This window comes from Chryseobacterium polytrichastri (assembly GCF_900142445.1).
In the GTDB taxonomy this organism is placed as follows: domain Bacteria; phylum Bacteroidota; class Bacteroidia; order Flavobacteriales; family Weeksellaceae; genus Chryseobacterium; species Chryseobacterium polytrichastri.
Map to the genome: position 1 here is coordinate 1 of NZ_FRAV01000040.1, position 24,266 is coordinate 24,266.

26 protein-coding genes, 1 pseudogene and 1 riboswitch are annotated in these 24,266 nt (G+C 32.6%); of the genes and pseudogenes, 12 read left to right on the forward strand and 15 right to left on the reverse strand.

Features of this window, described 5'->3' with window-relative positions; translation table 11 throughout:
* Positions 1-392 (reverse strand): annotated as a pseudogene (locus BUB80_RS19240) (methanethiol S-methyltransferase); the annotation flags it as partial.
* 447 nt (positions 393-839) lie between these two features.
* On the opposite strand from BUB80_RS19240, the gene BUB80_RS19250 reads away from it, so the two are divergent.
* The 3 genes from BUB80_RS19250 to BUB80_RS19260 all read left to right on the forward strand — a co-directional run bounded on the left by BUB80_RS19250 (position 840) and on the right by BUB80_RS19260 (position 3,083).
* The gene (locus tag BUB80_RS19250) at positions 840-1,502 is read left to right on the forward strand and encodes an ATP-binding cassette domain-containing protein (protein WP_073296519.1); all 663 of its coding nucleotides are present in this window, start codon (positions 840-842) and stop codon (positions 1,500-1,502) included.
* A 30-nt stretch (positions 1,503-1,532) separates the two neighbouring features.
* Positions 1,533-2,333, forward strand: coding sequence for a hypothetical protein (locus BUB80_RS19255; RefSeq protein WP_073296522.1), 801 nt, complete (start codon positions 1,533-1,535; stop codon positions 2,331-2,333).
* Positions 2,334-2,406: 73 nt separating this feature from the next.
* Positions 2,407-2,585: riboswitch (cobalamin riboswitch) on the forward strand.
* Between the two features lie 114 nt (positions 2,586-2,699).
* Entirely contained in the window at positions 2,700-3,083 is a 384-nt protein-coding gene (locus BUB80_RS19260) for an acyl-CoA thioesterase (RefSeq protein ID WP_054513213.1), read from the forward strand.
* 36 nt (positions 3,084-3,119) lie between these two features.
* Here BUB80_RS19260 and BUB80_RS19265 read toward each other — a convergent pair whose 3' ends face one another.
* Both BUB80_RS19265 and BUB80_RS19270 read right to left on the reverse strand, forming a co-directional pair.
* Positions 3,120-3,713: an HD domain-containing protein gene (locus BUB80_RS19265; RefSeq protein WP_073296525.1), complete on the reverse strand. Its 594-nt coding sequence runs from the start codon at positions 3,711-3,713 to the stop codon at positions 3,120-3,122.
* Between the two features lie 4 nt (positions 3,714-3,717).
* Positions 3,718-4,410, reverse strand: a complete 693-nt coding sequence (locus BUB80_RS19270) for an XAC2610-related protein (protein WP_083547294.1) — start codon at positions 4,408-4,410, stop codon at positions 3,718-3,720.
* A gap of 283 nt (positions 4,411-4,693) precedes the next feature.
* Between BUB80_RS19270 and BUB80_RS19275 the strand changes: the two genes are divergently transcribed.
* From BUB80_RS19275 to BUB80_RS19315, 9 genes are all read left to right on the forward strand, one after another.
* A complete protein-coding gene (locus BUB80_RS19275) occupies positions 4,694-5,023 on the forward strand; it encodes a PadR family transcriptional regulator (protein WP_054513210.1) in 330 nt (109 codons plus the stop codon).
* A gap of 10 nt (positions 5,024-5,033) precedes the next feature.
* Positions 5,034-6,761: a PspC domain-containing protein gene (locus BUB80_RS19280; protein ID WP_073296527.1), complete on the forward strand. Its 1,728-nt coding sequence runs from the start codon at positions 5,034-5,036 to the stop codon at positions 6,759-6,761.
* 124 nt (positions 6,762-6,885) lie between these two features.
* Positions 6,886-7,371 carry a TlpA family protein disulfide reductase gene (locus BUB80_RS19285; protein WP_073296530.1) on the forward strand — a complete coding sequence of 162 codons (486 nt, stop codon included), beginning with the start codon at positions 6,886-6,888 and terminating at the stop codon, positions 7,369-7,371.
* A 391-nt stretch (positions 7,372-7,762) separates the two neighbouring features.
* Entirely contained in the window at positions 7,763-8,359 is a 597-nt protein-coding gene (locus BUB80_RS19290) for a 1-acyl-sn-glycerol-3-phosphate acyltransferase (RefSeq protein WP_073296533.1), read from the forward strand.
* 76 nt (positions 8,360-8,435) lie between these two features.
* Complete coding sequence (locus tag BUB80_RS19295; RefSeq protein WP_073296536.1) at positions 8,436-8,867, forward strand: PaaI family thioesterase; 432 nt, start codon at positions 8,436-8,438, stop codon at positions 8,865-8,867.
* Between the two features lie 187 nt (positions 8,868-9,054).
* On the forward strand, positions 9,055-10,047 hold the full coding sequence (locus BUB80_RS19300) for a hypothetical protein (RefSeq protein WP_073296538.1): 993 nt from the start codon (positions 9,055-9,057) through the stop codon (positions 10,045-10,047).
* A 13-nt stretch (positions 10,048-10,060) separates the two neighbouring features.
* On the forward strand, positions 10,061-11,164 hold the full coding sequence (locus BUB80_RS19305) for an RNA polymerase sigma factor (RefSeq protein WP_175549632.1): 1,104 nt from the start codon (positions 10,061-10,063) through the stop codon (positions 11,162-11,164).
* Positions 11,165-11,180: 16 nt separating this feature from the next.
* Positions 11,181-12,071 (forward strand): hypothetical protein, encoded by an 891-nt coding sequence (locus BUB80_RS19310; RefSeq protein ID WP_073296544.1) that lies wholly within the window; start codon positions 11,181-11,183, stop codon positions 12,069-12,071.
* Between the two features lie 24 nt (positions 12,072-12,095).
* Positions 12,096-13,070 carry a chorismate-binding protein gene (locus tag BUB80_RS19315; RefSeq protein WP_073296547.1) on the forward strand — a complete coding sequence of 325 codons (975 nt, stop codon included), beginning with the start codon at positions 12,096-12,098 and terminating at the stop codon, positions 13,068-13,070.
* Between the two features lie 128 nt (positions 13,071-13,198).
* Here the strand turns inward: BUB80_RS19315 and BUB80_RS19320 are convergent, their stop codons facing one another.
* From BUB80_RS19320 to BUB80_RS19375, 12 genes are all read right to left on the reverse strand, one after another.
* Positions 13,199-13,393, reverse strand: coding sequence for a hypothetical protein (locus tag BUB80_RS19320; RefSeq protein ID WP_054513201.1), 195 nt, complete (start codon positions 13,391-13,393; stop codon positions 13,199-13,201).
* A gap of 5 nt (positions 13,394-13,398) precedes the next feature.
* Positions 13,399-14,001, reverse strand: a complete 603-nt coding sequence (locus BUB80_RS19325; RefSeq protein WP_073296549.1) for a MarC family protein — start codon at positions 13,999-14,001, stop codon at positions 13,399-13,401.
* A 44-nt stretch (positions 14,002-14,045) separates the two neighbouring features.
* Positions 14,046-15,782, reverse strand: coding sequence for a BatD family protein (locus BUB80_RS19330; RefSeq protein ID WP_073296553.1), 1,737 nt, complete (start codon positions 15,780-15,782; stop codon positions 14,046-14,048).
* Positions 15,782-16,528 (reverse strand): tetratricopeptide repeat protein, encoded by a 747-nt coding sequence (locus BUB80_RS19335; RefSeq protein ID WP_073296558.1) that lies wholly within the window; start codon positions 16,526-16,528, stop codon positions 15,782-15,784. The genes BUB80_RS19330 and BUB80_RS19335 overlap by 1 nt, the downstream gene beginning before the upstream one ends.
* 98 nt (positions 16,529-16,626) lie before the next feature.
* Complete coding sequence (locus BUB80_RS19340) at positions 16,627-17,634, reverse strand: vWA domain-containing protein (protein ID WP_073296561.1); 1,008 nt, start codon at positions 17,632-17,634, stop codon at positions 16,627-16,629.
* The gene (locus BUB80_RS19345; protein WP_073296565.1) at positions 17,634-18,626 is read right to left on the reverse strand and encodes a VWA domain-containing protein; all 993 of its coding nucleotides are present in this window, start codon (positions 18,624-18,626) and stop codon (positions 17,634-17,636) included. Before BUB80_RS19345 ends, BUB80_RS19340 begins: the two co-directional genes overlap by 1 nt.
* Positions 18,619-19,515, reverse strand: coding sequence for a BatD family protein (locus BUB80_RS19350; RefSeq protein WP_073296568.1), 897 nt, complete (start codon positions 19,513-19,515; stop codon positions 18,619-18,621). The genes BUB80_RS19345 and BUB80_RS19350 overlap by 8 nt, the downstream gene beginning before the upstream one ends.
* 80 nt (positions 19,516-19,595) lie before the next feature.
* Positions 19,596-20,459 (reverse strand): DUF58 domain-containing protein, encoded by an 864-nt coding sequence (locus tag BUB80_RS19355; RefSeq protein WP_054513194.1) that lies wholly within the window; start codon positions 20,457-20,459, stop codon positions 19,596-19,598.
* Positions 20,460-20,461: 2 nt separating this feature from the next.
* Positions 20,462-20,932 (reverse strand): hypothetical protein, encoded by a 471-nt coding sequence (locus tag BUB80_RS19360; protein WP_073296571.1) that lies wholly within the window; start codon positions 20,930-20,932, stop codon positions 20,462-20,464.
* A 5-nt stretch (positions 20,933-20,937) separates the two neighbouring features.
* The gene (locus BUB80_RS19365) at positions 20,938-21,387 is read right to left on the reverse strand and encodes a GNAT family N-acetyltransferase (protein ID WP_228433889.1); all 450 of its coding nucleotides are present in this window, start codon (positions 21,385-21,387) and stop codon (positions 20,938-20,940) included.
* A gap of 15 nt (positions 21,388-21,402) precedes the next feature.
* The gene (locus tag BUB80_RS19370) at positions 21,403-22,407 is read right to left on the reverse strand and encodes an AAA family ATPase (RefSeq protein ID WP_073296577.1); all 1,005 of its coding nucleotides are present in this window, start codon (positions 22,405-22,407) and stop codon (positions 21,403-21,405) included.
* Positions 22,408-22,757: 350 nt separating this feature from the next.
* Positions 22,758-24,053, reverse strand: a complete 1,296-nt coding sequence (locus BUB80_RS19375) for a hypothetical protein (protein ID WP_139262796.1) — start codon at positions 24,051-24,053, stop codon at positions 22,758-22,760.
* Positions 24,054-24,266: the final 213 nt, after the last annotated feature.

A 24,266-nucleotide genomic window follows, 5' to 3' on the forward strand; every position in this document is an offset into this window, starting at 1 on the left:
ACCCATCCTAAGAGATAAATCCCATTTATAATCATCGTTACAGTTTCATTCTCAATTTTCCAGATTACAGATCGCATGGGTTGCCATTGCCAATACATTAATAGTAATGCTAAGCTTGAAAGTAATACATATGTACTGCGCTCAATTACAGGATTGATAAGTTTTGTCCACCACTTTTTAAATGCTGGTCTGGCCATTATGCTATGCTGGAGCGCAAAGAGACTTAACAAAAGTACATTGACGAGAAGTGATTCTGTAAAGGTTGTTTCAGTTCCAGAGTCGATTGATTTTGGAACAACAAAATTGCCAACAAATCCTATTGCATAAAGAAAAGCAACAAGAAATACGAGGTAAGCAAATAATCCGTAAAGAAAAGTAATTGACTTTGTCATGTTTGTAGATTTTATGATTGGTTATTAATTTTTAAAAGCAGTTTATTTTTTCACATACGCCTAAATATATTTATTATTTAAAATTAAGTTTAAATAGTAAAATATTATTACATTTTAATCTAAAAAAATTACATAATATCATTATATTCAGAATTATACGTAATTTTACAGCATGCTTAAAAATTTAAAAGTCCTTGGAATATTTTATGGAAAAATCTTAATTCCAACCCTATTATTTTCTTTACTCATTGCTTTAGCAACAAATTTAAGTTTCAAAATTTTCGGATTATGTTTTCTTTTATTATTTCCTTTACTTCATTTTTTCATTTATGAATTAAGGCTTAAAAACCAATATTTATTTTACGCCAATTTCGGATTTTCGAGACAGTTCCTTTGGATAAGTACAATTTCAATGAGCTTAATTATCAATATCATTACAAAATTCTTATGAGTAAACTTCACGTGGACAGCATCACGAAATCATTTGGTGATAAAAAAATTTTGCAGGATGTTTACTTAAGTTGTGAGACGGGCAAAGTTGTTGGACTTTTCGGAAGTAATGGAGTAGGAAAATCTACTTTATTTCAAATAATTTTTGGAACATTAAAAGGAGAAAATCAATTTATCAAATTTAATACGAGTATTCTTCAAAATCAATGGGACCGAAAAAACAAAATCTCTTATCTCCCTCAATATTCATTTTTACCAAAAAACAGTAAGATTAAAAACCTCATCAATCTATTCTGCAATAAAGAAAATAGTAATAAACTCCACAACTTAGAATTAATACAACCCTTTTTAAACGAAATACCAAAAAACCTTTCTAGTGGTGAACAAAGAATTATTGAAGTCTTGCTCATTATCCATTCCCATTCAGATATTATTTTATTAGATGAGCCCTTCCACAGTGTTTCTCCAAAAATAACTACTGAACTAAAAAAAATAATCAAAGAGATTTCAAAACAAAAAGGCTTTATTATTTCGGATCATAATTATCAGGATGTTTTAGATATTTCGGATGAAATGTATTTACTTTCCAACACCCATGTAAGACAAATAAAAGATATTAAAGAATTGCAATTGTTTAAATACCTCCCGAAAAGCATTTAATTTATATATTTGAGGAGTCAAAAATTTTTCATGATGATTTCCTCAAAAAAAGTATTTTATTTATCAGTTTTCAGTATTTTTTCTTTAAGTCTGATGAAAGGGCAAAATAAAGTTCCTTTTGGTGTTGTAAAAGCTGAAGAAGGCTATGCAATGGTACGTGTTGCTAAAGATAATTACCGAAAAATTGTAGATAAGATCCGTATGCGCAGAGGAGATGTTTTTGTTTATGTAAAACCCGCTCCAGGAGAAACTGAATGGATCTGGATTAAATACCCCAATAAAGACGACACCGAAAAACCTTTCGTAAGGTATGACTCTCTTAACAGAGAAGGAATGGTGAATAAAGATCGTATCGCTTACATCGATCAGTTACCAAAATATACGCCTTCCAAATCTAAAAATGGAAAATCTCTTATTTTCACGGATGACACCAATCCTAAAATACCTGGTAACCAAAGAAGCAAAGTTATTATAGACGTTTATCCTTCTAATGCAAGTTACCGCAAGAAGGAAAAAGATGCTGCCGGAAAAATTCTTACCATCGATAAAGTAAGACCTTGGGGAATTGGTAATGATCTTCCTGAAGGCGTGACGGAAATTAAGTCTATCAGAGTTCAACAACCTGGAAGAGGGTCTGTTTTTGTTAGAGAAGCTATCAAAAATTTATTCCAACCCACGATGGATTTCAATAACGTTGGAGTGACTTCTATAGACAATGATCACATCTTTCTTTATATGATTAATGGGTCAGGAGAAAACCGCTATACCACGCTTTGGACCATCAAAGAAGGCAAGGTTATCAGCCAGATCATCTATAATAATCCGGAATAATTCGTTTCGTTTTCATATTATCCTTATTTTTGCACCGAAAAGTTATTTTGCTTTTGGCTTCCCGCTGACGGCATTTAGCTTTTTAGAAATTGGTTCTGCTTAACTGCAGATTAAAAGGGAATCGTGTGAAAATCACGAACTGTCGCGCAACTGTAAGTAACTAAAGTCTTCATTAAGAATCCACTGTGCGAGGCATGGGAAGGAGATGAAGATGTTACGAGTCAGGAGACCTGCCTATTTCTATAAGACAAAAACTTTCGCGATTTGAAGTTTATTGATCAATGGTCTGTTTCAGGAATGTCTATATTCCTGTCATCTTCTGTTTGTTCCAATATGCTTTCTTTTCGCTTTAATTAATAATGAAATATGACTACAGAAGAAAGAATTAAAGCATCCGAAACCAGCATTTTTAAAGCCGTTTTCCCTAATACAACCAATCATTACGATACTCTTTTTGGAGGTACAGCGATGCAACTGATGGATGAAGTGGCATTTATCACCGCTACCCGTTTTGCAAGAAAAAGAGTGGTAACGGTAAGCAGTGACAAAATAGATTTTAAAAGACCTATTCCTGCAGGAACTATTGTGGAACTTATTGGTAAAGTTTCTTACGTTGGAAAAACAAGTATGAAAGTAAATGTAGAAATCTACACCGAGCAAATGTATTCTTACGAAAGAGAAAGAGCCATTGTAGGTGATTTTACGTTTGTGGCGATTGACGAATCTAAAAAGCCTATTCAAATACTTTAAAATAGTTTCGGCGGCCAAAGGCCGCCGAAACTATTTTTATGATTTTACAATTTTATCCGTTTCTAAATTTTTAGCCATTAAAAATTCAAAAGCCTCTCCCATTTCGTCGGAAGCACGAGTAATTGCATTTTCCAGCATATTTCTTACTTGATTTTCTGTAACTCCGGCTTCAGTCCAGCTTTTACCTGACGTATAAGAATTCAAGATGAAAGGTATCATTCGGTCTATGGCACATGCAAAAATAGCATCGGGAGTTTTCTCTTCTTCAAATTCAAGCCAAAGGTTAAAAAATTCCGAACGTAAAGGTTCATCCAAAATTCCGAAGATGTTTTGAGCAGACTGTTTTTCTCTTTCAAATTTCCCCACCATTGCTTTTTCATCAAACAAGAAAGTATCACCGGCTTCAATTTCTACCAAATCGTGAATAGAAAGCATTCTTATCACTCTCAATAAATCAATATCTGCTCTGTTTTTCGCATAAGGAAAAAGAATTTGAGCTAGAATAACGATCTGCCACGAATGTTCAGCAGTATTCTCTCTTCTGGAATCATCGGCATTGTAATTTCTTCTCTGTACATTTTTTAAAGCATCAACTGCTAAAATAAAATCGATTTCTTTCTGGATCTTCATTTTACTATTCTTTATAATATTCTTTTATTGGATATTTTGTGGTTTTAGCAACCCATTTATTATTTTTCAATTCTCTTTTTGTGACTTTTACAGTTGCATCTCCACCTGTTGCATCTTCTTCCATTTCATACACTTTCAATAATCCTTTTTTCGGAACTACAGCATACTCTGTTGTAATATGCCAGCAGCAACCAGATTTTGCATAGGTGATCAAACGTTTACGCTCATGATCTGTTTGAAACATTCCCAGATTTTCATACGCAAGATTTGTTAATTCTTCACTTTTCACAAATTGCTTTTTGGTTGAATTAAATACATACACATCATAAGAAGGTCCTCCATACCCGCTTTCATTTCCATTTCTAATGGCAACATCCTGGCTTCCATCAAAATTAAAATCATCAAAAATCAAGGGACTCTGCTCGTCATATAACTGAATAATATTAGCTGTTGGCTTCTGGTCTTCTTTTAAATAAAAATTAAGATTATTAGAAGTGAGAGTCTGAAACTTTTTGGAAGTAGCTTTATCAATCAGCTCAATGGTTGCTTTTCCCTGACATTCATCTTTTTCACAAGTTTCAACATTAATGCTAACGTTATATTTCGCAGAAGCATCTTTTAGTTCAAAATGATGTTGAGCAAAATACATAGGTCCTAGAAAGACCAAAGCTTTTAAAAATACATTGTAATTCATCATAAAAGTGTTTGGTTTAAAGAAAAATTAGACTTTTTATCCTATAAAAATCTAGAACAAAGATAAAAAATAGCTCTTCAAAACCATTTTATTTTAAGACTTATATTTTTATATGAAAATTAAATACTTAATTATCAACACATTAAATATTTTAAAATAAAAAATACACTACTTTGTATTGCATATTACCATTTTAATTACATATCTTTGTAATGTAGAATTCAGATAGGTTCAACTAGCTAGGAACTTATTCTGAAAATATTAACTCAAAAAACTTAATATAAAGATGAATACCGAAAATACCAAAGCGCAAATGCGAAAAGGAATTCTGGAATTCTGTATTTTAAGTCTCATCAATATTCGCGAAATGTATGTTTCCGATTTAATAGATGAACTGAAAAAAGGAAAGCTGGATGTAGTAGAAGGAACCCTCTACCCTCTCCTAACAAGATTAAAAAACGGAGAGTTTCTATCATACAGATGGGAAGAATCTACAGGAGGCCCTCCCAGAAAATATTACCAAATAACAGAAAAAGGCAAATTGTTTTTGGACGAACTTCAAAATACCTGGAAAGAATTAACAGATTCTGTAAACCAAATCACTCAAAAAATTTAAAAACAAAGCTATGAACAAGACACTCTCAATAGGACTCGCAGGTTTTTCTTTCACAATAGAAGAACACGCATATATAAAGCTTAGCGATTATCTTAATGCACTGAGAAGCTCTTTGGACGCTTCAGAAGCAGATGAGGTAATGCATGACATAGAAATAAGAATGGTTGAAATTTTCAGAGATTCTTTAGGAAAACGTGAGGTAGTAAATGATACTGATGTTGAAAGAGTAATCGCTCAAATCGGAACTCCTGAAAAGATTGAAGAACAGGAAGAAGCTTACTATTCTGAAAGAAATACGAATAAAACCAATACTTCAAGCTCTGATAACACAGATAAAAAGCAATTGTTCCGTGATCCTGAAAGACAAAAAATTGCAGGAGTTTGCGCAGGATTAGCTCATTATGTAGGAATGGATATTACTGCAATGAGAGCAATCTGGTTAGGAATTTTCATCCTTGGAATTTTTAACCAAGCAATTTCTTCTTCTTTAGTTGCATTGCTTTACATCATTCTTTGGATCGTATTACCAAAAGCAGAAACTGCAGCAGATTTTTTGAAAATGAAGGGAAAGCCTATGAACTTCGATAATCTTAAAAATGAATCTAACAAGCTGGTTCAATTTGCCAACGAATCTACGCAGAGAGTCGGAGAAATCTACATCGAAAACAAACCATATATCAACAACGCAGGAAGCGGAATCTGGAATGTTTTAAAATATATAATCGGTGGATTCTTTGCTTTAGTGGCTGTAGGAAGTATTATTGGTGTATTTGTGGTATTCGGACTTTTCGGAATGGACTCTAGCTTTCCTGGCGCTAACGAAATGAAATTCTATTTCGGTGACAGCGGATTATACAGAATATTATCTGCCATCATCATTATTGGATCATTAATTCCAGCGATTATCTTCAGTTTGTTAAGCATTAAAATTTTCTCTCCAAAAACTAAATTAAGAAATATTGGTTGGGTGATAGGAGCTTTATTCCTTATTTTAATGGCTCTCGGTGCTTATTTTGGAGCTAGCATGGCTAAAAAAGAAATGTTCTTGAAGGGGCATAAAGAAGATACAGAAGAAGTATCTATCAATACCACCTCAGACAGTTTATATGTAGATCTAAAACAAATTGCTATTCCACAGAACTTTACAGGATATGACAATGATCTTTATTCTGACAAGGTATCTGTTTTCGAAAAAGACTGGGTACATGTTGATGTAACAAGAAAAGCAAATATTAAAACGCCTTATTTAATTATTAAAAAGGAAGCAAAAGGATACAATATTCCACTTAATGTAAATATTCCGGTAGAAATTATTAACAATAAAATTATTCTTCCTAATTACATTAAATATCCTTACGAACACAGATTTAGAGACTATAATATTGATTATGAGTTGGTAATTCCTCAAAACACAATCGTAATTGCTTTAAAGAAAGATGGAATTAGATTCGATGGAGATTTAAACGGAGATGGAATTAATGATAACGATCAAGATGACGATGATTATAACAATCAAGGAAACATCAGAATCGAAAAAAATAAGATTTCTGTAAACGGTTCTACCATAGAATACAACTCTGATGATAAAGACAGCATCATCATTAACGGGAAAAAAGTTCCTGCAAACCAGGCTGACCAAGTAATTGATTCAATGAAATCAAACATCAAAAAGATGAAAGGTGATATAGATATCAAAATAAACGACGGAAAAAACAAGGTTTCTATAAAAACTAAATAAAACATATTTAAAGCACACACAATGAAAAAAAGTATCAGTTTTATTCTAGGATTGCTTGCAGGAGTTTTCACAGCAGCCATCATTACTTACATATTCTTTCTTATCACATTCAATAATTAATACGATGAATAAGAAATCATTTTGGACAGGATACGGAATAGGTGTAGTAATTATCATCATAGGAGCTTTTATTTTTAAAGCTAACATGGAAATTCCTAATACTCCATTGGATAATTTAGAACTCCATGATCTATCTGGCAAGCAGGTAAAAGCAGCAGAATTATTGGATAAACCCTTAATTGTTAACTACTGGGCCACATGGTGCGCTCCTTGTATAGAAGAGTTCCCAATATTCGAAAAAGTTAAAGTTAAAGCAGCAAGTAAAGTAAATATTGTAATGATCTCTGATGAAAAAAGCTCTACCATAGAAGCTTTTAATAAAAAGAACAAATACACATTTACCTATCTGCTTGCAGGCAAAGCAATTAGTTTTCCGCAGAGACCCGTAACAGCAGTTTATAATAAAAAAGGAGAACTTGTTTCACAAATAATGGGAACCGTTACCGAGAAACAACTTCTAGACCTTATAGACAATGCAGGTAAAGAATAAAACGATATAATAATTCGGCGATTGAAAAGTAACGAATGCGAAAACCATTCGGTTAAAAACAAAAACATAATTTCTATAAAAACCAAATAATAAACTGCAGAGAGTGGCTGAAGGTGTGGATGGAAAGCAACAGTTTGAAATTCACACTCTTCTTCTCTCAACAAGAATAAAAAAACCAAATTTAACCTCTGCATATCAAGAAATTATCTTATCTTCGTAAACAAATAATAACCCAAATCAAAAGCACTTACAAATGGTACAAGTAGCACTAGAAATTGTAATGAAAATCGTAGATTTAATCAGCGGTTTGTTTTAAGAGCGATAATATTTCAATATATTTGTAAAGTATAACCTATATAGGTTATACTTTTTTGTTTTTAATTCAAACTATATGAAAAAGCTGATTGGCAAATTGATGTTAAAAATCCTAGGTTGGAAGGTCGTTTTACAAGGCGATGTAAACAGTCTGGACAGATGTATTCTTGTTGTAGCGCCACACACCCACAATATGGAATATTTATTAGGAAACCTTGCCTATTGGTCATTGGGAAAGCCTATAAAAATTATCATTAAAGATGCCCATACAAAAGCTTGGTATGGTAGTATTGTAAGAGGTTTGGGGGGAATTGGTATCGACAGAAGCCAGAAAAATGATCTTGTGAATTTTGTTGCCAACCAATTTAAAAAAGAAGACTTCAGCCTTGTTATTACCCCAGAAGGTACAAGAAGCTGGGTTCCGAAGTGGAGAAAAGGTTTTTATCATATGGCCTTGGCTGCAAAAGTTCCTTTGGTGTTAGCTGCAGGAGATTTTAAAAGAAACATTGTTTATTTGGGATATACGATTCCTTATGAAAGATTAGCAAGTGCTCCTTTCTCTGAAATAATGAAAGAAATTCAGGATTATTATATCAAGAATGACATCGGTCCCAAAATTCCTGAAAACTGGAATCCAAATATCATGGGAAATGATTCAGAAGCTAGAAGCTAGAAGCTAGAAGCTAGAAGCTAGAAGCTAGAAGCTAGAAGCAAAATTACTCATTACCAATTATCTATTACTTATCATCATGAAAGGCAAAACAAAAGAAGAGATACTACAGTTTTTAAACAGTTGGGGTAACGATATTACTTTAGCTAAAACATTAGAAATAAAATTCATCGACATCGATCTGGAAAATGAAACCTTAACAGCTACCATGCCTGTTCAGCCTAAAGTACACCAACCTTTTGGTATTTTACACGGCGGCGCAAGTTGCGTATTAGCAGAAACAATGGGATCTAGTCTGTCTAATATTTTCATTGATGGCACAAAATATTATGGGGTAGGAACAAATATTAACTCCAACCACCTAAGAAGCAAAAAAGACGGAATTGTAACTGCAGTCGCAAGATTCATCAGGAAAGGAAGAACAATGCACGTTTCAGAAATTGAAATTCGGGATGAAAAAGATCAATTGATTAATCATACGACCATGACCAACAATATTATCAACAAATAATCATTTGACATAAAAATATAAGACTCAATTTTTTTGAGTCTTTTTTTATATCCTTGCTGCTACCTTTTTATTTTTTTCCATCTTTTAACAAATTTGTATAGTTTCAAATTAAAATAGTATCTTAAAGAATATTTTCAACTAATAACTGCAACCTTTTTCTTTTTTCACATCTTATAAGAAAAAGACTATGAAAACATTATTATCATTTTTATTTTTACTTACATTTATTTTTTCCTGTCGAGAAAATAATACTGAAGAATTAGAAAAAACTGTAGCTTCGTACGATGTGTATATTGCAGGTAGCGAAAACAATCAATCTTGTTATTGGAAAAACGGACAAAAAACCAATCTCCCACCCAGTGTTTATATTCCTCGAAAAATAATTGTAGAAAACAACCATGTCTATATTGCAGGAAGAATTCCTACTGTACCTATGAATTATCAGACATTCTGGAAAGATGGTATAAGATTCGATCTTGATCAATATTTGAATGTCCCAATAACTAACGTGCCCCAGATTTTTGATTTTTATGTTAAAAACGGAGATATTTATTTATTAGGACAAGCAACAAACCTCAACCCTGCCACTCCTTCAGAAAGATTTGAATTCTGCTATTGGAAAAATGGAGTAAAAACAATTCTTTTTACAGATGAGTTTACCCAAAATGATTCTGGCTCTATAACAGTTCATGATTCTAAAGTATATGTTTCTGCTCATAAAAAAATAAATGGGGTCACTAACTTCGGCTATTTTATAAATACTACTTTTTATCCTTTAAATACAATTTACACTTATCGCAACGGAATTGCCTCCAATAATTCCAATCTCTATTTATATGGTACTGGCTCTACTCTTTTTTATAGAAATTTATTAACCAATATCCAGACACCAATATTAAGCCCCTCTGTAGGAGCTATAGACAAAATTATCTTAGACAACAATGATGTTTATCTACAGTCAAAGAATAAATATTATAAAAATGGCTCAGAGGTTTTAATAACAAATCCTCAGTATAATTTGATACAGGAAATGAAAGTTCTTGATCAAAACATCTATATGATTAGATATAATAATAACGGAGAGCAGAAAGTCTTCATCAACAATGTAGAAATACAGAGTTTCATGCCTCCTTACTCTTTTGGCAACGGACTCCATTGCATTGATGTTGTCCAGAACTAAGCAATATAAAAATATGCATAGCTCAACAAATTGGCAAAAAATATATAAAGACAATTCCCCAAAACTCTTGGGGATTTGCCGTAGGTATATACAGGATATTTACGCTGCGGAAGATATTATTCAAGACAGTTTTATCGCAGCAATGCAAAACAAACATCAGCTTAGAGATGAAAAATTACTCTTTGCTTGGTTAAAAAAAATTGTAGTAAACAATGCTTTGCAGTACATTAGAAAAAACAGTAACGAAATTTTCACTTCAACCGAGATTTCAGAAATTCCAGATATACTTTCAGAAATGAGCGATCCTGTTTCAGAAGAAAAACATATTTTCATATACGATTTCACAAGAGAAGAGCTTCTTTTGTCTATTGACAGTCTACCTTCTCATCATAAATCTGTTTTCAATTTATACTATATTGAAAATTACTCCCATGCAGAGATTTCAACAATGCTGGGTATTAATGTTAACACTTCAAAATCTCATTTGTTAAGAGCAAAAAAATCTATCCAGAATTATTTGCTGAGTCATGTAGATCAAGATAGTCCGAAGAATAAAAAGAAGATGGTTCAGCTACTTGTATTTTTTGGATTTGGAGGATTATTATGGGCACAAACTTTCAAAAGTAAATTTTCAGATTTCAATATCACCCCTACAAAAACATTTGAAATTCCTGAAAATGAAAATATCAATGTAATTTCCTTTCCCTCGGTTTCAAATCAAGCATGGAAAAAGAAGGTAATTGTAAGTTCTACGATTATACTGATTATCATAGCTTCAATTTTCATCATAAAACCCACAAAAAATTATTTCACACAAAAGAACCCTGAAATTAAAAATAACCTAAACACAAAAAATGTAAATAATACTTCTGAAAATAGTTCCCAAAATAATAAACCAACGGAAAATTTAGTTCCTAATTCTAGAAAAGGCAATGTGTATCAAACCAATAGTGAGATAAAAATTTCTGAAGCTGAATTTACTTCAAAAGAAATAAATACAGAAGTTCAAGCAAAATCAAAAAAAATCATTCAGAAAGATTCTACTGTTGAGGTTCCCAAAAAAGTAATTGTTGTCAAAAAAATTATCCAAAGGGATACGATATTTGTAGAAAGATAAAAACCAATCATTAAAAATGTTCTTAAAAAAAATAATATTACTCTTACTCCTTATCATTGCTAACTTTTCCATAGCCCAAAAGAAAAAAAAGACAGACACAGTGTACGTTTATGAGAAAGTTATCGTGTATGATACGATATATTTAGAAAAACCAATAAAATCAAAATTAAAAGATATCTTGCTTCCCCAATTAAGTATTGCAGAAACACAAATTAAAGAGATCAATAAAGAAAATTTTACCGATAATAGTATCGATCAACAAAAAGAAAATCAACTTAACACCCATCTTCAATATGGTGTCGAGGTGGGAATTGGTTTGAAAAACAGCCAGTGGGCCAAAGAACTTTCTAGCAATAAACAACAGTTTGGAGAAAATCTGGGAGCTTGGGTCTCAAAAAGTATAATTACTCCAAGATTATCTTTGATGCTTTCTGCTAATGTTTACTATTGGAATTCTACTTTCGATCTGGATGGCAATAAAGAAGATACTTATCTGAACGGATTTTACTTCACAGAAGATCACCAGCCTTTACTTTTTCAAAAATTTAATAATAAACATTTGGAATACGCCCTTCAATTAAAAGTATTCTATGAATGGAAAAATATTCGTCCGTTTGTTGGATTTCTAGTGAATAGAAACATTTACAAAATGCAGTTTTTAGTTCCGGAAAATAATGTTTTAGATAAATTAGATGATTTTAAAACCACTCAAAACAATTATGGATTCTCTTTTGGAGTTCAATATCGATTGTTAAAACGATTTTTATTGTCTTTAGATTATCAGCAATACCAAATGAAGAATGTTTCTTTAAAAAACTCGTCATTTGATTTTGACATTTTTAAGACTAACAATACCTTTGCAGAAAGAAAAATCAACTTAGGGATTTCTTATATTATTTCAAAGTAGTGATTTTCAAAAAGTATTCAATCCATGATTTATTTCAAATTTCCTTTTGACGAAAAGCTGTATTCAACAGATAAAAAAGCAGATAAAAGCTTAATCAATTTTCACTCTTTTGACGGACTAAGGCAAATTAATTTTGATGGAAATTCTATTGAAATAGATCAGGAAAAATTTGATCAGGAAGTGATTACTAATAGCTCGTTACCCGAAGATAAAAGCAATTTCATTGCCGAAACCAAAGATGAATATTTACAGAAATTGCAAGAGGTCATTGAAGTTATTAATGAAAATAAACTTCCAAAATTAGTTCTATCTAGAAGGAAAATTTTTAATGATTTTAATCAAATTGATTTAAAAGACAGCTTTAAAAATTTATGCCAAACCTACCCAAACGCTTTTAGGTATATTTTCAATAATGGAGAAGATGCCTGGATGGGCGCTTTTTCGGAGGTCTTAGGAAAATTCAATAAGATCACTCATGAATTTGAAACCATGAGCTTGGCGGGCACTCTCCCTGTCTCAGAAGAATGGTCTGACAAAGAGATTGAAGAACAAAAACCTGTTTCCTCTTATATTAGAAATATTTTAACAAGATATGTGACGTTGAGTGAAGTTAAAGAATCAAAAACTCACGATCATATTTCAGGAAATATTAAACATTTAAGAACCGATTTTAAAGCAAAAATACAACCCGAAGATCTCGACCGTCTTATTAAGGAATTGCATCCAACCCCAGCCGTTTGTGGTATTCCGAAAGACTTCTGTAAAGAGAATATTCAAAAAATTGAAAAATTCCCACGTGAATTCTATGCTGGTTATATCAAAATTGAAACAGAAGAAACCATTCAGTTTTTCGTTAATCTTCGTTGTGCAAAATTATATCAAAATTCTGTTCATCTCTTTGTAGGAGGTGGAATCACAGCCCAAAGTAATCCTGAAAAAGAATGGATTGAAACAGAATTAAAATCTGAAGCGGTTTTGAAGAATCTGGTTATTTGCTAGTTAGTGGCTTCGAGTGCCTTAGCAATTACAACTTAATTCATCAAACGAGAACCCCGACCCTAAAAGTATAAACGAAAAAAAACTCTTTCAATTGATGAAAGAGTTGATATATTTTAATGATTTAAAGATTATTTCTTTACTCCAATTCTACTCCAAGTATCCAAAACAAAGAGTAAAACAAGCCCAATTACCGCAGAGGCAATTGAAAAAACAAACTTTAGATTATCTTCAGATAAAACTTCTGATTGCCAGTCTAGAGCATAAAGATTAACTGCGATAAACACTACGAACAGTACTAAAAATACTTTATAAAACTTCTGCATGATTCTTAAAAATTTATATAATTCTGCACCAATTGTGCAAAGTTTGCGGTAAATAATTTAATTGAAATCGCTAAAAGAATAATCCCGAAAACTTTCTGTAAGATAGACAAAGTAGCCTCTCCCATTCTTCGTTCCAACCATTTTGCAGATTTCAGCACCAAATATACGAAAATTGTATTGAGTACGATTCCCAAAATAATATTAATATCATGAAATTCAGCTCTAAGCGACAACGTAGTTGTTAAAGTTCCGGCTCCTGCAACCAAAGGAAAAGCAATGGGAACAATAGATGCCGCCTTTGCCTCCGTTGTTTTATTGATCTCTATCCCCAAAATCATTTCCAAGGCTATGATAAAAATCACAAATGCTCCGGCGATTGCAAAAGAGTTAACATCTACCCCAATTAGTTTTAGAATCTTATTTCCTACAAATAAAAATATAATCATAATAACCCCAGCAGTGATTGAAGCTTTACCGGCTTCAATTTGCCCGAATTTCTGTTGCAAGCTTACAACAATGGGAACAGAACCGATAATATCGATTACAGCGAAAAGAACCATAAAACAGGTAACGATTTCTTTTATAGAAAAATCATTGAAAACTTCCATCTTTTTGTAATTAAAAATTTCGCAAAAATATGAAAAAATATTGATTATTTGCTAATCTGCGAATACAAATTAACAATTGCTTTCAAAAGTTGATCCATTCCTTCAGGAGATTTTACAGGAGCATATTTCTCCATCTGAATCTTTTGTGAAAGATTTCTGTATTCCTCAGCCATAGCAGATCCCTTGTAACTCTCTAAAAACCTTCTAAAATCTTCTGTTGAGCTTTGGAAATACTCCTTTCTCACTTCAGTATCCATTTCATCTATTGTTTGAAAAAACTTATGATAATCTTCATTATCTTTTAGATTTTCTAAATAACTGAAATAATCATTAATATCAGTTTTTAGGCTTTGTCTTATTTCATTTTCAGTTTCTGCTACAGAACCCAAAGATTTTGAAGGTACACTTTCTTTAACTAATGTACGCTTTTTTTGCCAAGTCTTAAATAAAAGATAAGCAACAAACAATGCCAGTAAAATAGCCATATTGGTTAAAAGGATATTCCAATGGAACTTACCTTTTTCTTTCACTTTAAACGAGGTAGTTTTTAAAACCGGAGTATTTACCGTTTCCAAAAAGTTATTGGTATATTCATTAACCTTTTCAACAGTGGTTTTAGAATCCATAATCTGATCATGAGAAAATGCATTCAAAGCCAACGTTTCCTGTCCTAAATCAACATATTCTTTATTTGCAGGATTGAAGAAAGCAAATTGTTCTGTTTTAACATTAATATCACCTGCCTTTTTTGGAATTAGAATATAGCTTGCTAAAATTTCCCCTTTAATTCCCGTGGTTCCAGGAGCAACTGCTGACGTAATTTTAGGCGTAAAAATTTCATAATCCGGAGATTCTGCAATTTTCGGAAGTTCCATATCAGATAAATTCCCCTCCCCTGTAACTTTTACAACTACATTGATAGGTTTTTTGATTTCCACTTTTTCTTTCGAAGCATTATAGATACTTACATTGAAGTTTCCAACCGCATTTTTAAAGCATTCTGGTGACCCTTCCGGAAGCTTTCTTACATTAAGCTTAACTCTGTTGGAGATAATTTTATTTTTGTTTGAATAGCTACTAACAGAGGCGGAAACAGCAGGAACCTCAACATATCCAGCCGCGTTTGGGAAAACCATAAATACAGCTAAAACCTGTGAAGCCATATTTCCATAACTAGATGAAGGATCAATTTCAGATTTAACAAAGCTGATAGGATGAACATTGATGTTATCCTGCTGAGGAAGATGAATATTTTTTACTTTTCTAAAGTTATCCATATTCTTAGAATAAGCTTTTAGAACAGCAACAGTTGGCTGATCTTGATAAATATCTTTATCATCGATCTCCATATTCAAATAAACCTCATTAGAAGCACTCGAAGCAGATCTCTTATCAACCTCTTTTACCAAAATATCGAAAGGTTCTGTTTTATAAATTTTATTATTAACCGTTACCAAAACGGAACCAATTTTAATTTTACCTTTTTGCTTAGGCTCAAGGGCAAGCTGAGAAACTCTTTGTGTAATTACTGTATTGGTCGCAGGATCTACATACGTATTGTTTACAGATCCAGATCCAATAATATTAAATTTGGATAGATCTGGAAGACGAATTGGCGTTTGTTGATTATACTCACTCCCATTCATTTCCAGAACGATTGTAAGGTTCACAACATCTTTACCGGTGTAATCATTTTTATCCGGATTTACATTAATACTTACCTGCCCGTAAGAAATTACGGAAGAAAGAATAAATAATATGTAAATAATTTTTTGTTGCATCACCAATCTTTCTCGTTGCTTTCAGGCATCGAATAAGAATTTTTATTTAAAATTCTTTTGGCAGTCTCTTTCTCTTTATCGCTTACTTTATCTAAAATTGCGTTTTCAAGATCTTTTGGTATTTTACCTTCATTTTTCTGGTTCTTGTCTGGAGTATTACCCTCTTGACTTTTCCCTTGATTTTGCTGGCCTTTTCCTTGATCTTGTTTTTGATCTTTAGTATTGCCTTTTTGATCATCATTTTTTTGTTGGTCTTTACCGCCGCCGCCTTTACCTGACTTATTTTGCTGGTCTTTCTTTTGTTCGTTTTCTTTTTCTTTCAACTTGGCAATTCCATAATTTTTTCTTGTGGCTTCGTTGTAAGGGTCTTGTTTTAAGGATTGCTTATAATAAACAGCCGCCTTTTCAGGCTCTTTCATCTGCATATAAGTATTTCCTAAATTATGAAGAGCCGCTGCTTTATCGGGAATATTTTGAGAAAGTTTTTGTGCTTTTTCAAACTCAGCTTTCGCCTCATCATATTTTTTATTTTTATACAGTGCATTCCCTAAATTATAATGTGCCGTAAAATCTTTCTCATTAGACTTTATTGCTTCCATATACTTAGAAGACGCTCCATCATAATCTTTACCGTTATATTTCTGATTGCCCTCATAGACCAAAGTTCTATAGTTTTCCTGCCCAAATAAGAAGCCTGAAAACGAAAAAGCAATTATAAACGATAAAAAAATGATTTTAGTATTCATTGTATGCAAAATTATCCCTTTATATGTTAATAAACAGAGTCTTAATTGTTAAAGTTGGGTTAAAGTGGGGATTGGTTTAGGGAACACAATAAATAACATTAAACATTAAAATCTCTTTTGGGGTTAAAAATATAAATTAAAAAGAAGAAAAATATTGAAAATGCTAAAAAATATTGATAATAATGATTCGCATTCTGAGATTTCACCAATGTTTCCGAAGAAGACATTTTCTTACTTAGTGCATCTGTGATTCTATTTGGAGCTTCATTGATGTTATTTCCATCAATATATGTTCCTCCTGTAGATTCAGCCATTTTTTTTAGCGCTTCTGTTTGTCTTTTAGAAATCACTGTTTCTCCGGCTCTGTCTGTTTTATATCCCATCAATTGTCCAAACACATATTCAGGAACTGGCGCCCCTTCATCAGAGCCAATGCCTACAGACGTAATCATGATCCCTTCTTTGTTAGCCAGTTTTATAGCCGCATTATCGTTGCCTTCATTATCTTCACCATCGCTCAGTAAAACAATTTTTCTTGAGCCTTTATTTACATTTTTAAATTTATCTGCTGCTACTTTTACAGCTTTCAAGAAATCCGTTCCCTGAACTTGTACAGAATTCGTTTCAATCCCATTAATGTAGGTTTCAGCAGAACTATAATCTGTTGTTAAAGGCAAAATGGAAACCGCTTCACCTGCAAACATGATAATCCCCACTTTATCGCTTTTCATCTTTTGCATCGTGTTGATCATGACATTTTTTGCTTCTGTCAAACGACTTGGATTAATATCTTCCGCATTCATAGAGTTTGAAACATCAAGCATAAAGATTACATTATTCATCTTCTGATTGCTTTTTACTTCCTCTGAACCATTTAATAAATCAATGATAGAGAAGATTAAAAACAATGTACCTAAAAGATATAAAGCAGGAAAAATTTTAACAAATCCGGATCTTTTTTCAAACAATTCTTCATGAAACTGACTGTCTGCAAAAATGTTCCTTCTTCTATTGTTCCATTTCAGAAAACGAATCAACAAAGTAGCTAACAGCGGCAAAAGCAACAGCAACAATAAATACCAATAATTACCTAAATACCACTCCATCAGCTTAAAAATTTATAAAACACCCATCTCAGCAAGGCATCGATAATTAACATTCCTAAAGCAATCCAAAGGAAAATTTTAAAATATTCCTGATAATTATAAAGTTTAGACACTTTAATATCAGATTTTTCCAATTGATTAATTTCATTATAAACCTCTTCCAAGCTACTGTTTGAGGTCGCTCTGAAGTATTTTCCGTTGGTAGTCTGCGCTACTTCTCTTAGAAGTTCTTCATCAATCATCACCTGAGTTTCTGTAAAGACAAGGTCTCCAAAAATATCTTGTTGAGTAGGCATTAGAGCATATCCATTCGTTCCAATTCCGATAGAATATACTTTGATATCATTGTTTTTAGCCAATTCTGCAGCTACTTGAGCAGGCATTGCATTTTCAATTGTATTAACCCCATCGGTCATTAGAATAATGATCTTACTTTTCGCTTTACTATTTCTCAGGTGATTTACCGCTACAGAAAGTCCTTCTCCAATAGCAGTCCCAGGTTGAAGTTCCAGCGGATTAAGGTTTTTCAATTCATCAATAACCACCTGATGATCGGAAGTTACAGGAACTTTTGTAAATGCTTCTCCTGAATACGTTACTAACCCTACTCTATCATTCGGTCGTTTATCAACAAATTTTATAGCAATCTCTTTCAGTGCCGTTAAACGATCTGGTGTTAAATCTTTGGCTAACATACTCAATGATACGTCAACAGCCAACATAATATCAATTCCCTTCGTATCATCTCTGTCTTGAGAAACAGTAAACGTTCTTGGTCTGGCCATCGCAATGATCAGTGCAGAAAGAATAAGGTATTTAGATATTTTCAGTAAGAAAAGTACGGCTACAATTCCGTCACTTCCTTCCATATTTTTTATGGTAGGAACTTTTATTCCCTTTCTCTTTTGCCTGCTTAAATCTTTAAATAAAAGAGGAATAAACAACAGAAAAAGCAGTAAAAACCACGGACTATAAAATTCAAAATTAGGCATCTTTTCTCAGGTTTTCGAATTCTAAATCCTTTGATGATCTCTTCACAAAATCTCTAACGTCTGCGAAATCTTTTTCCATAGAATCTTTATCAGGGAAAGTTTTGGCAAATTTCACCAAGTCTCCTCTTAAAAATACATCTGCAATCACTTTCTCGTTTTCCTGAGAGATTGTATTATTTTTTTTCATTAAATCTATTAAATCATCTGTCAACAAAACATCCGCAGGCAAATGATATTGTTTGGTAATGAATTTTCTGGAAATATCGATCAATTCAACATAAAATGAACGGTAATTTCCCTCTTCAATATATTTTTTCTTTTTAAGAGAATCTAATTCCTTCAAGGTCTGATTGGTTGCCACCGCAGGAGAACTTTTAGATTTCCTGCCCCATTTCATATACATCACAATAGCAATAATAAGAGCTATAACCGCCAAGGCTGCTAAAACATAAAACTTATAAAGCTCCCAATAATCTTTTGCCTCAAGCTTAACCTCCTTATTATTCATGATATCATTGATCTGATCTGCTTTTTGAGCCGTATTCAGAACCTCAATTTCATAAGGAATTGTTTTTAAAACCTGTCCGCCTACTTTAAATTCCAATTCAGGAATGGTAAATTTCCCTTCTTCATAAACCGAAAACTCAATTTTTCTATAATAGATATCAGGATTTTGGGCAATACTATCTTTAATTTCTTCAAAATGGAAAGGTAACAATTCGTTCTTAGGAGCTGCTAACACCTTTTCATTATGAAGATTATTTATCGTCACAATAATAGAATTTACCTCTCCCAAAGCAAGGGTTTTCTTCTCAAGATTGGAAGAAAGTATCTGTGAAAAAGCGTTTGCACAGATTAAAAAAGACAGTATAAATAGTAATTTTTTCAATTTTAATAAATAAATTTTGGCTAAAGCCTAATTTTAATTTTTAGATTTAAACGGGTTAAAACCCGTTCCTATTGATATAATTATTTCTTCTGAAAATAACTGTACAATAATTTTGAATAATCCGCACCCGTATTTACATTCATAAAACTGGCCGAACTGTTGGCAAAATCATCTTCCAATGCTCTTACTTTTTGTTTTTGCGCTTCTGCAAAAGTATATCTCCATCGTGCACTGGAAGTATTAGCCCAAACCTGTTTTCCTGTTTCGGCATCGTACAACAGCGCATATCCTACATCTGGAATCTCGTTATCCTTTTCATCATAAATTCTCATTCCAAGCAAATGATGTTTCTTTGAAGCCACACGAAGCATTTTAGAATCGTATTCATCTTCAAAATCTGAGAATAAGAAAACCAAAGATTTCCTCTTAAATATTCCCATCATATATTCCATTGCTTTATCTATTTTAGAAACTGCAGGAACATAATCAGCTGTTAATATATTACTAATAATTGATAAAATATGTTTCCTCCCTTTTTGTGGCGGAATTACTTTGTATACTTTATCGGCAAATAGAATCAAACCAACTTTATCATTATTTCCCGCCGCTGAAAACCCTAAACTGGCAGCAATTTCTGCTACATATTCTCTTTTCAACTGGGTTTTTGTTCCGTAATCCATGGAAGCAGAAATATCAACCAAGATCATCATTGTCAGCTCCCTTTCCTCTTCCATTACTTTTACAAATGGTTCACGGAAACGAGCGGTTTTATTCCAATCAATCCTACGGATTTCATCACCAAACTGATACGGACGGACCTCTGAAAAAGTCATTCCCTGTCCTTTAAAAGCACTGTGATATTGTCCCATCAAAGTAGCTTCCGTCTTCCTGCGAGTACGGATTTCTATTTGCTTTACTTTTTTTACAATATCTTTTATCTGCATGTCTACTTTATTAAAACTTGATCATTAACCACTGTAATTAATCTATCATAATCTAAATCATAGTTTTCGGCAGTTAAGATAACTTCTTTGTTTAAAATTTTAGAAACTGATTTTAAATAATCTATAATTTGGTTATGATCATCTAAACTTTTAATTTCCTTTGGCGTAATATCATTTTCTATTTCCACTTCTGTAAAAAAGTAACAATTTAAAATAATTTCGCCAATCATTATTGTCGCAGTTACAACAAATTCACTTACATTATCCCAATAATCGAATATATATTTAGAAATAATTTGATTGCTTGATTTTAAATCTCCAACAATATCACAATATGTAAATCTGACTTCAAAATTTTCATTTATAAAATCTATCCATTTCAACCAATCAAGTCTTGAAATATTTAAAACATAAATATCTCTTAATGAACCATCAGAGAAATAAATGTTATCTTTTAAATATTGCCAATCCATATAACTTAATCCTTAAACTCAATGGAAACATTAAACCATTCATTATCAAATTTCGGACTGTATTTTTTGTAGAAATTAATTGCTGGCTCGTTCCAGTTTAATACTTGAAAAACCATTCCGCTGTATTGATTTGACTTTCCGTGTTCTAAGGTTGCTTCAAATAGTTTTTTTCCAATTTGTTTTCCTCTTAGTTTTTCGGTTACCACTAAATCTTCTAGATATAATCTCCTTCCTTTCCAAGTCGAATATCGATTATAATACAATGATATTCCTACAATCTGTCCTTCAAACTCAGCAACAAAAGCACCCCAAACTGGAGATTTACCAAAACCATCTTCAGTAAATTGTTTTAGAGTTAAAGTAACTTCATGTAAAGCCTTTTCATATTCAGCTAATTCTTTAATTAACTCCAACATGGGAGCACAATCTTCCTGAACCGCTTTTCTGATTACCATTTCTTCCATTAAAAATTAAGGGGCTTGAATTTTTGCTAAAATTCTATTAACAATTTCTTCGGTAGAAATTTCTTCCGCTTCTGCTTCGAACGTTAAACCAATTCTGTGTCTCAATACATCTTTAGCCAGTTCTTTTACATCTTCAGGAATTACAAAAGCTCTTCCTTTCAAAAATGCATACGCTCTTGAAGCAATCGCTAAGTTAATAGATGCTCTCGGAGAAGCTCCGAAACTTATATAGTTCTTAAGTTCAGACAAACCGTAATTTTCAGGATAACGGGTTGCAAACACCATATCCAGAATATACTTTTCAATTTTCTCATCTAAGTAAATCTGATTGATTAATTCTTTGGCATCAACAATATTTTGCAGAGAAACTACCGGTTTTACTACTGGCTGGTGGGAAGTAGAAACCATTCTCATTACTGTTCTTTCATCCTCGAATTTTGGATAATCGATAGTACATTTCAACATAAAACGGTCGCTTTGCGCTTCAGGCAAAAGATAAGTTCCTTCCTGATCAATCGGGTTTTGCGTTGCCAATACCAAAAATGGCTTTGGAAGCTTCATCGTCTCATCACCAATTGTAACCTGCTTCTCCTGCATTACTTCTAAAAGTGCAGACTGTACCTTTGCTGGCGCACGATTAATCTCATCCGCAAGAACAAAGTTTGCAAAAACAGGCCCTCTTTTTATAGAAAAATCATTCTCTTTTATATTGTAGATCATTGTTCCTACAACATCTGCAGGCAATAGATCCGGTGTAAACTGAATCCTTGAAAATTCACCATGAACAGCATCCGCCAACGTTTTTATAGCTAACGTTTTTGCCAATCCGGGAACCCCTTCCAAAAGAACGTGCCCACCTCCTAACAGCCCTACCAAAAGGCGGTCTATCATATATTCCTGACCAATGATAACCTTGTTGATTTCCTGTCTCAGAAGTGAAAATAAGTAATTTTGTTCCTTTATTTTTTCCGTCAACTGACGAATGTCTTCTGCTTGATGTGTATCTGACATAGTTTAAATTAAAATAAGTTGTAAATTTCTAATAAATACTTGCATTAATCAACACAATAAATGCCATTTTTGAGTTAAAGTTTGTTAAAAATTCCGAGGTTTAACGAGATATCCAAAGCCAAGAGATTAATTTTTAATTCTTAAAATCCTTTCAAAAGTCCAATTTAATGATATTATAAATTCACAATCTATATGAATAAATAATTACAATCAGCAGTAAAACTTTATTCTCTTCTCTGAACAACCATTGTCAATTGACATAAAAAAACACTATAAAATCATTGGTTAAATAATTTCATAGTGCTCTTAAATTTTATTTAATTGATGAAAACGTAAGGTATACAGATCTATTAAAGCTTAGTAATAGCAATCGTAAATACATCTTCCGGTGCATCTATTGTTTCTTCGTAAGATCCTACATTTGCATAATATGTTGTTCCGGATATTGTTGAGATAGTAATTGTTTCTGTAGCACCCCCACCGCCATTATCAGCCGAATCTACACAGGCTAAGGTAGTACAAGTACCGCTGTATACATCTACCTGAGGATCAAAAGTACTACCAGCAGGCATCGTCACTTTAATCGTATACTGACTGCCGTCTCCAACCAATTTAAACCAAGTTCCATCATTCATTGCATCAGGACAAACGGCTATATTCCCTGCGTTATTAGTTGTGGAAATAGCATCGCTTTGCGTATATGAATAAGGAAAAACAGAGGCTAATAAAGCACCTGAACAAGCATCATTTACAGGAACTGGCGGAACTGTTTTAAAAATAACCTCTGCACAACCTGAAGATTCAACGCCCGCTGAAACTGCCGTAATTTTCAAATAATAATTGGTATCAGCATTAAGGGCAGTTGATGGAATAAAATTAGTTCCCGTTACGATCTGCTGATTAATCACGTTCGTACTTCCCGAACTTGTTCCTATTGAAATTTTATAAGAATCTGCACCAGAAACAGGAAACCATTTAATATTTGGAGACAAGGCAACAAATTGAGCGTTATTGGTAGGAAAAGCAACGAAAGGACAGGCTGCAGTAGATCTAGGTACTAATCCTGAAATGGTAATTGCTGATTTGTAATCAGCTCTTATTCCACCCGGTGGAGATGCCGGATCAACGACCATACCGTCCCCTTTGTAATAAAGAGTAGAAGATGGAAGATGCGAATACACTTTAAATGCCTCATCAAAATTATTAATATCGATGCTCGGAGCATTTTCTTTTGCCGCGACCACTAAATTATCTGTATTGTTATAAGCGAATGGTGTAGAAAAAACCACCTCAACCTTATTATTATTTTTAGTCACTGTGCCTGCAAACACCTGAGTCAGCTGCGAAGCAGGAACCCAATCTGTACCGGATGTAAAAGCAGTTTTTGAAGTATGTCCCAGATAAACCGTCCAATTTGAAGAATCAAAAATAGTTGCAGAAGGATCTACATAGAATATAAGCCCTGTAATATTTCCTGCTGCATTCGCATTTACCTCTTGTTTAGGATAGATCTGCTGAACATAAGAATAGGAAAAAAAACTACTCACCGGAGCAGTTCCTACAGTTGTGCTTCCAATGTTTATATTTATTTGTGCATTAAACATCAACGATATCAATAATAAAGATAAAAGTAAAATTCTTTTCATAATTAATAAATTCAATATGGAATATGGTGCTAATTTAGCATTAAAGTTTTAATTTTTATAATAAATATGATTATTTAATCACACATACTAATACAAATAATATTTTAAACACAGATCAATTTAATCGCTTTAAATATTTATACAATTATCAACAAATCATTATTTACTTTGAAAAATCAATCAACAAACATCAAATTTAAACGCATATTTTAA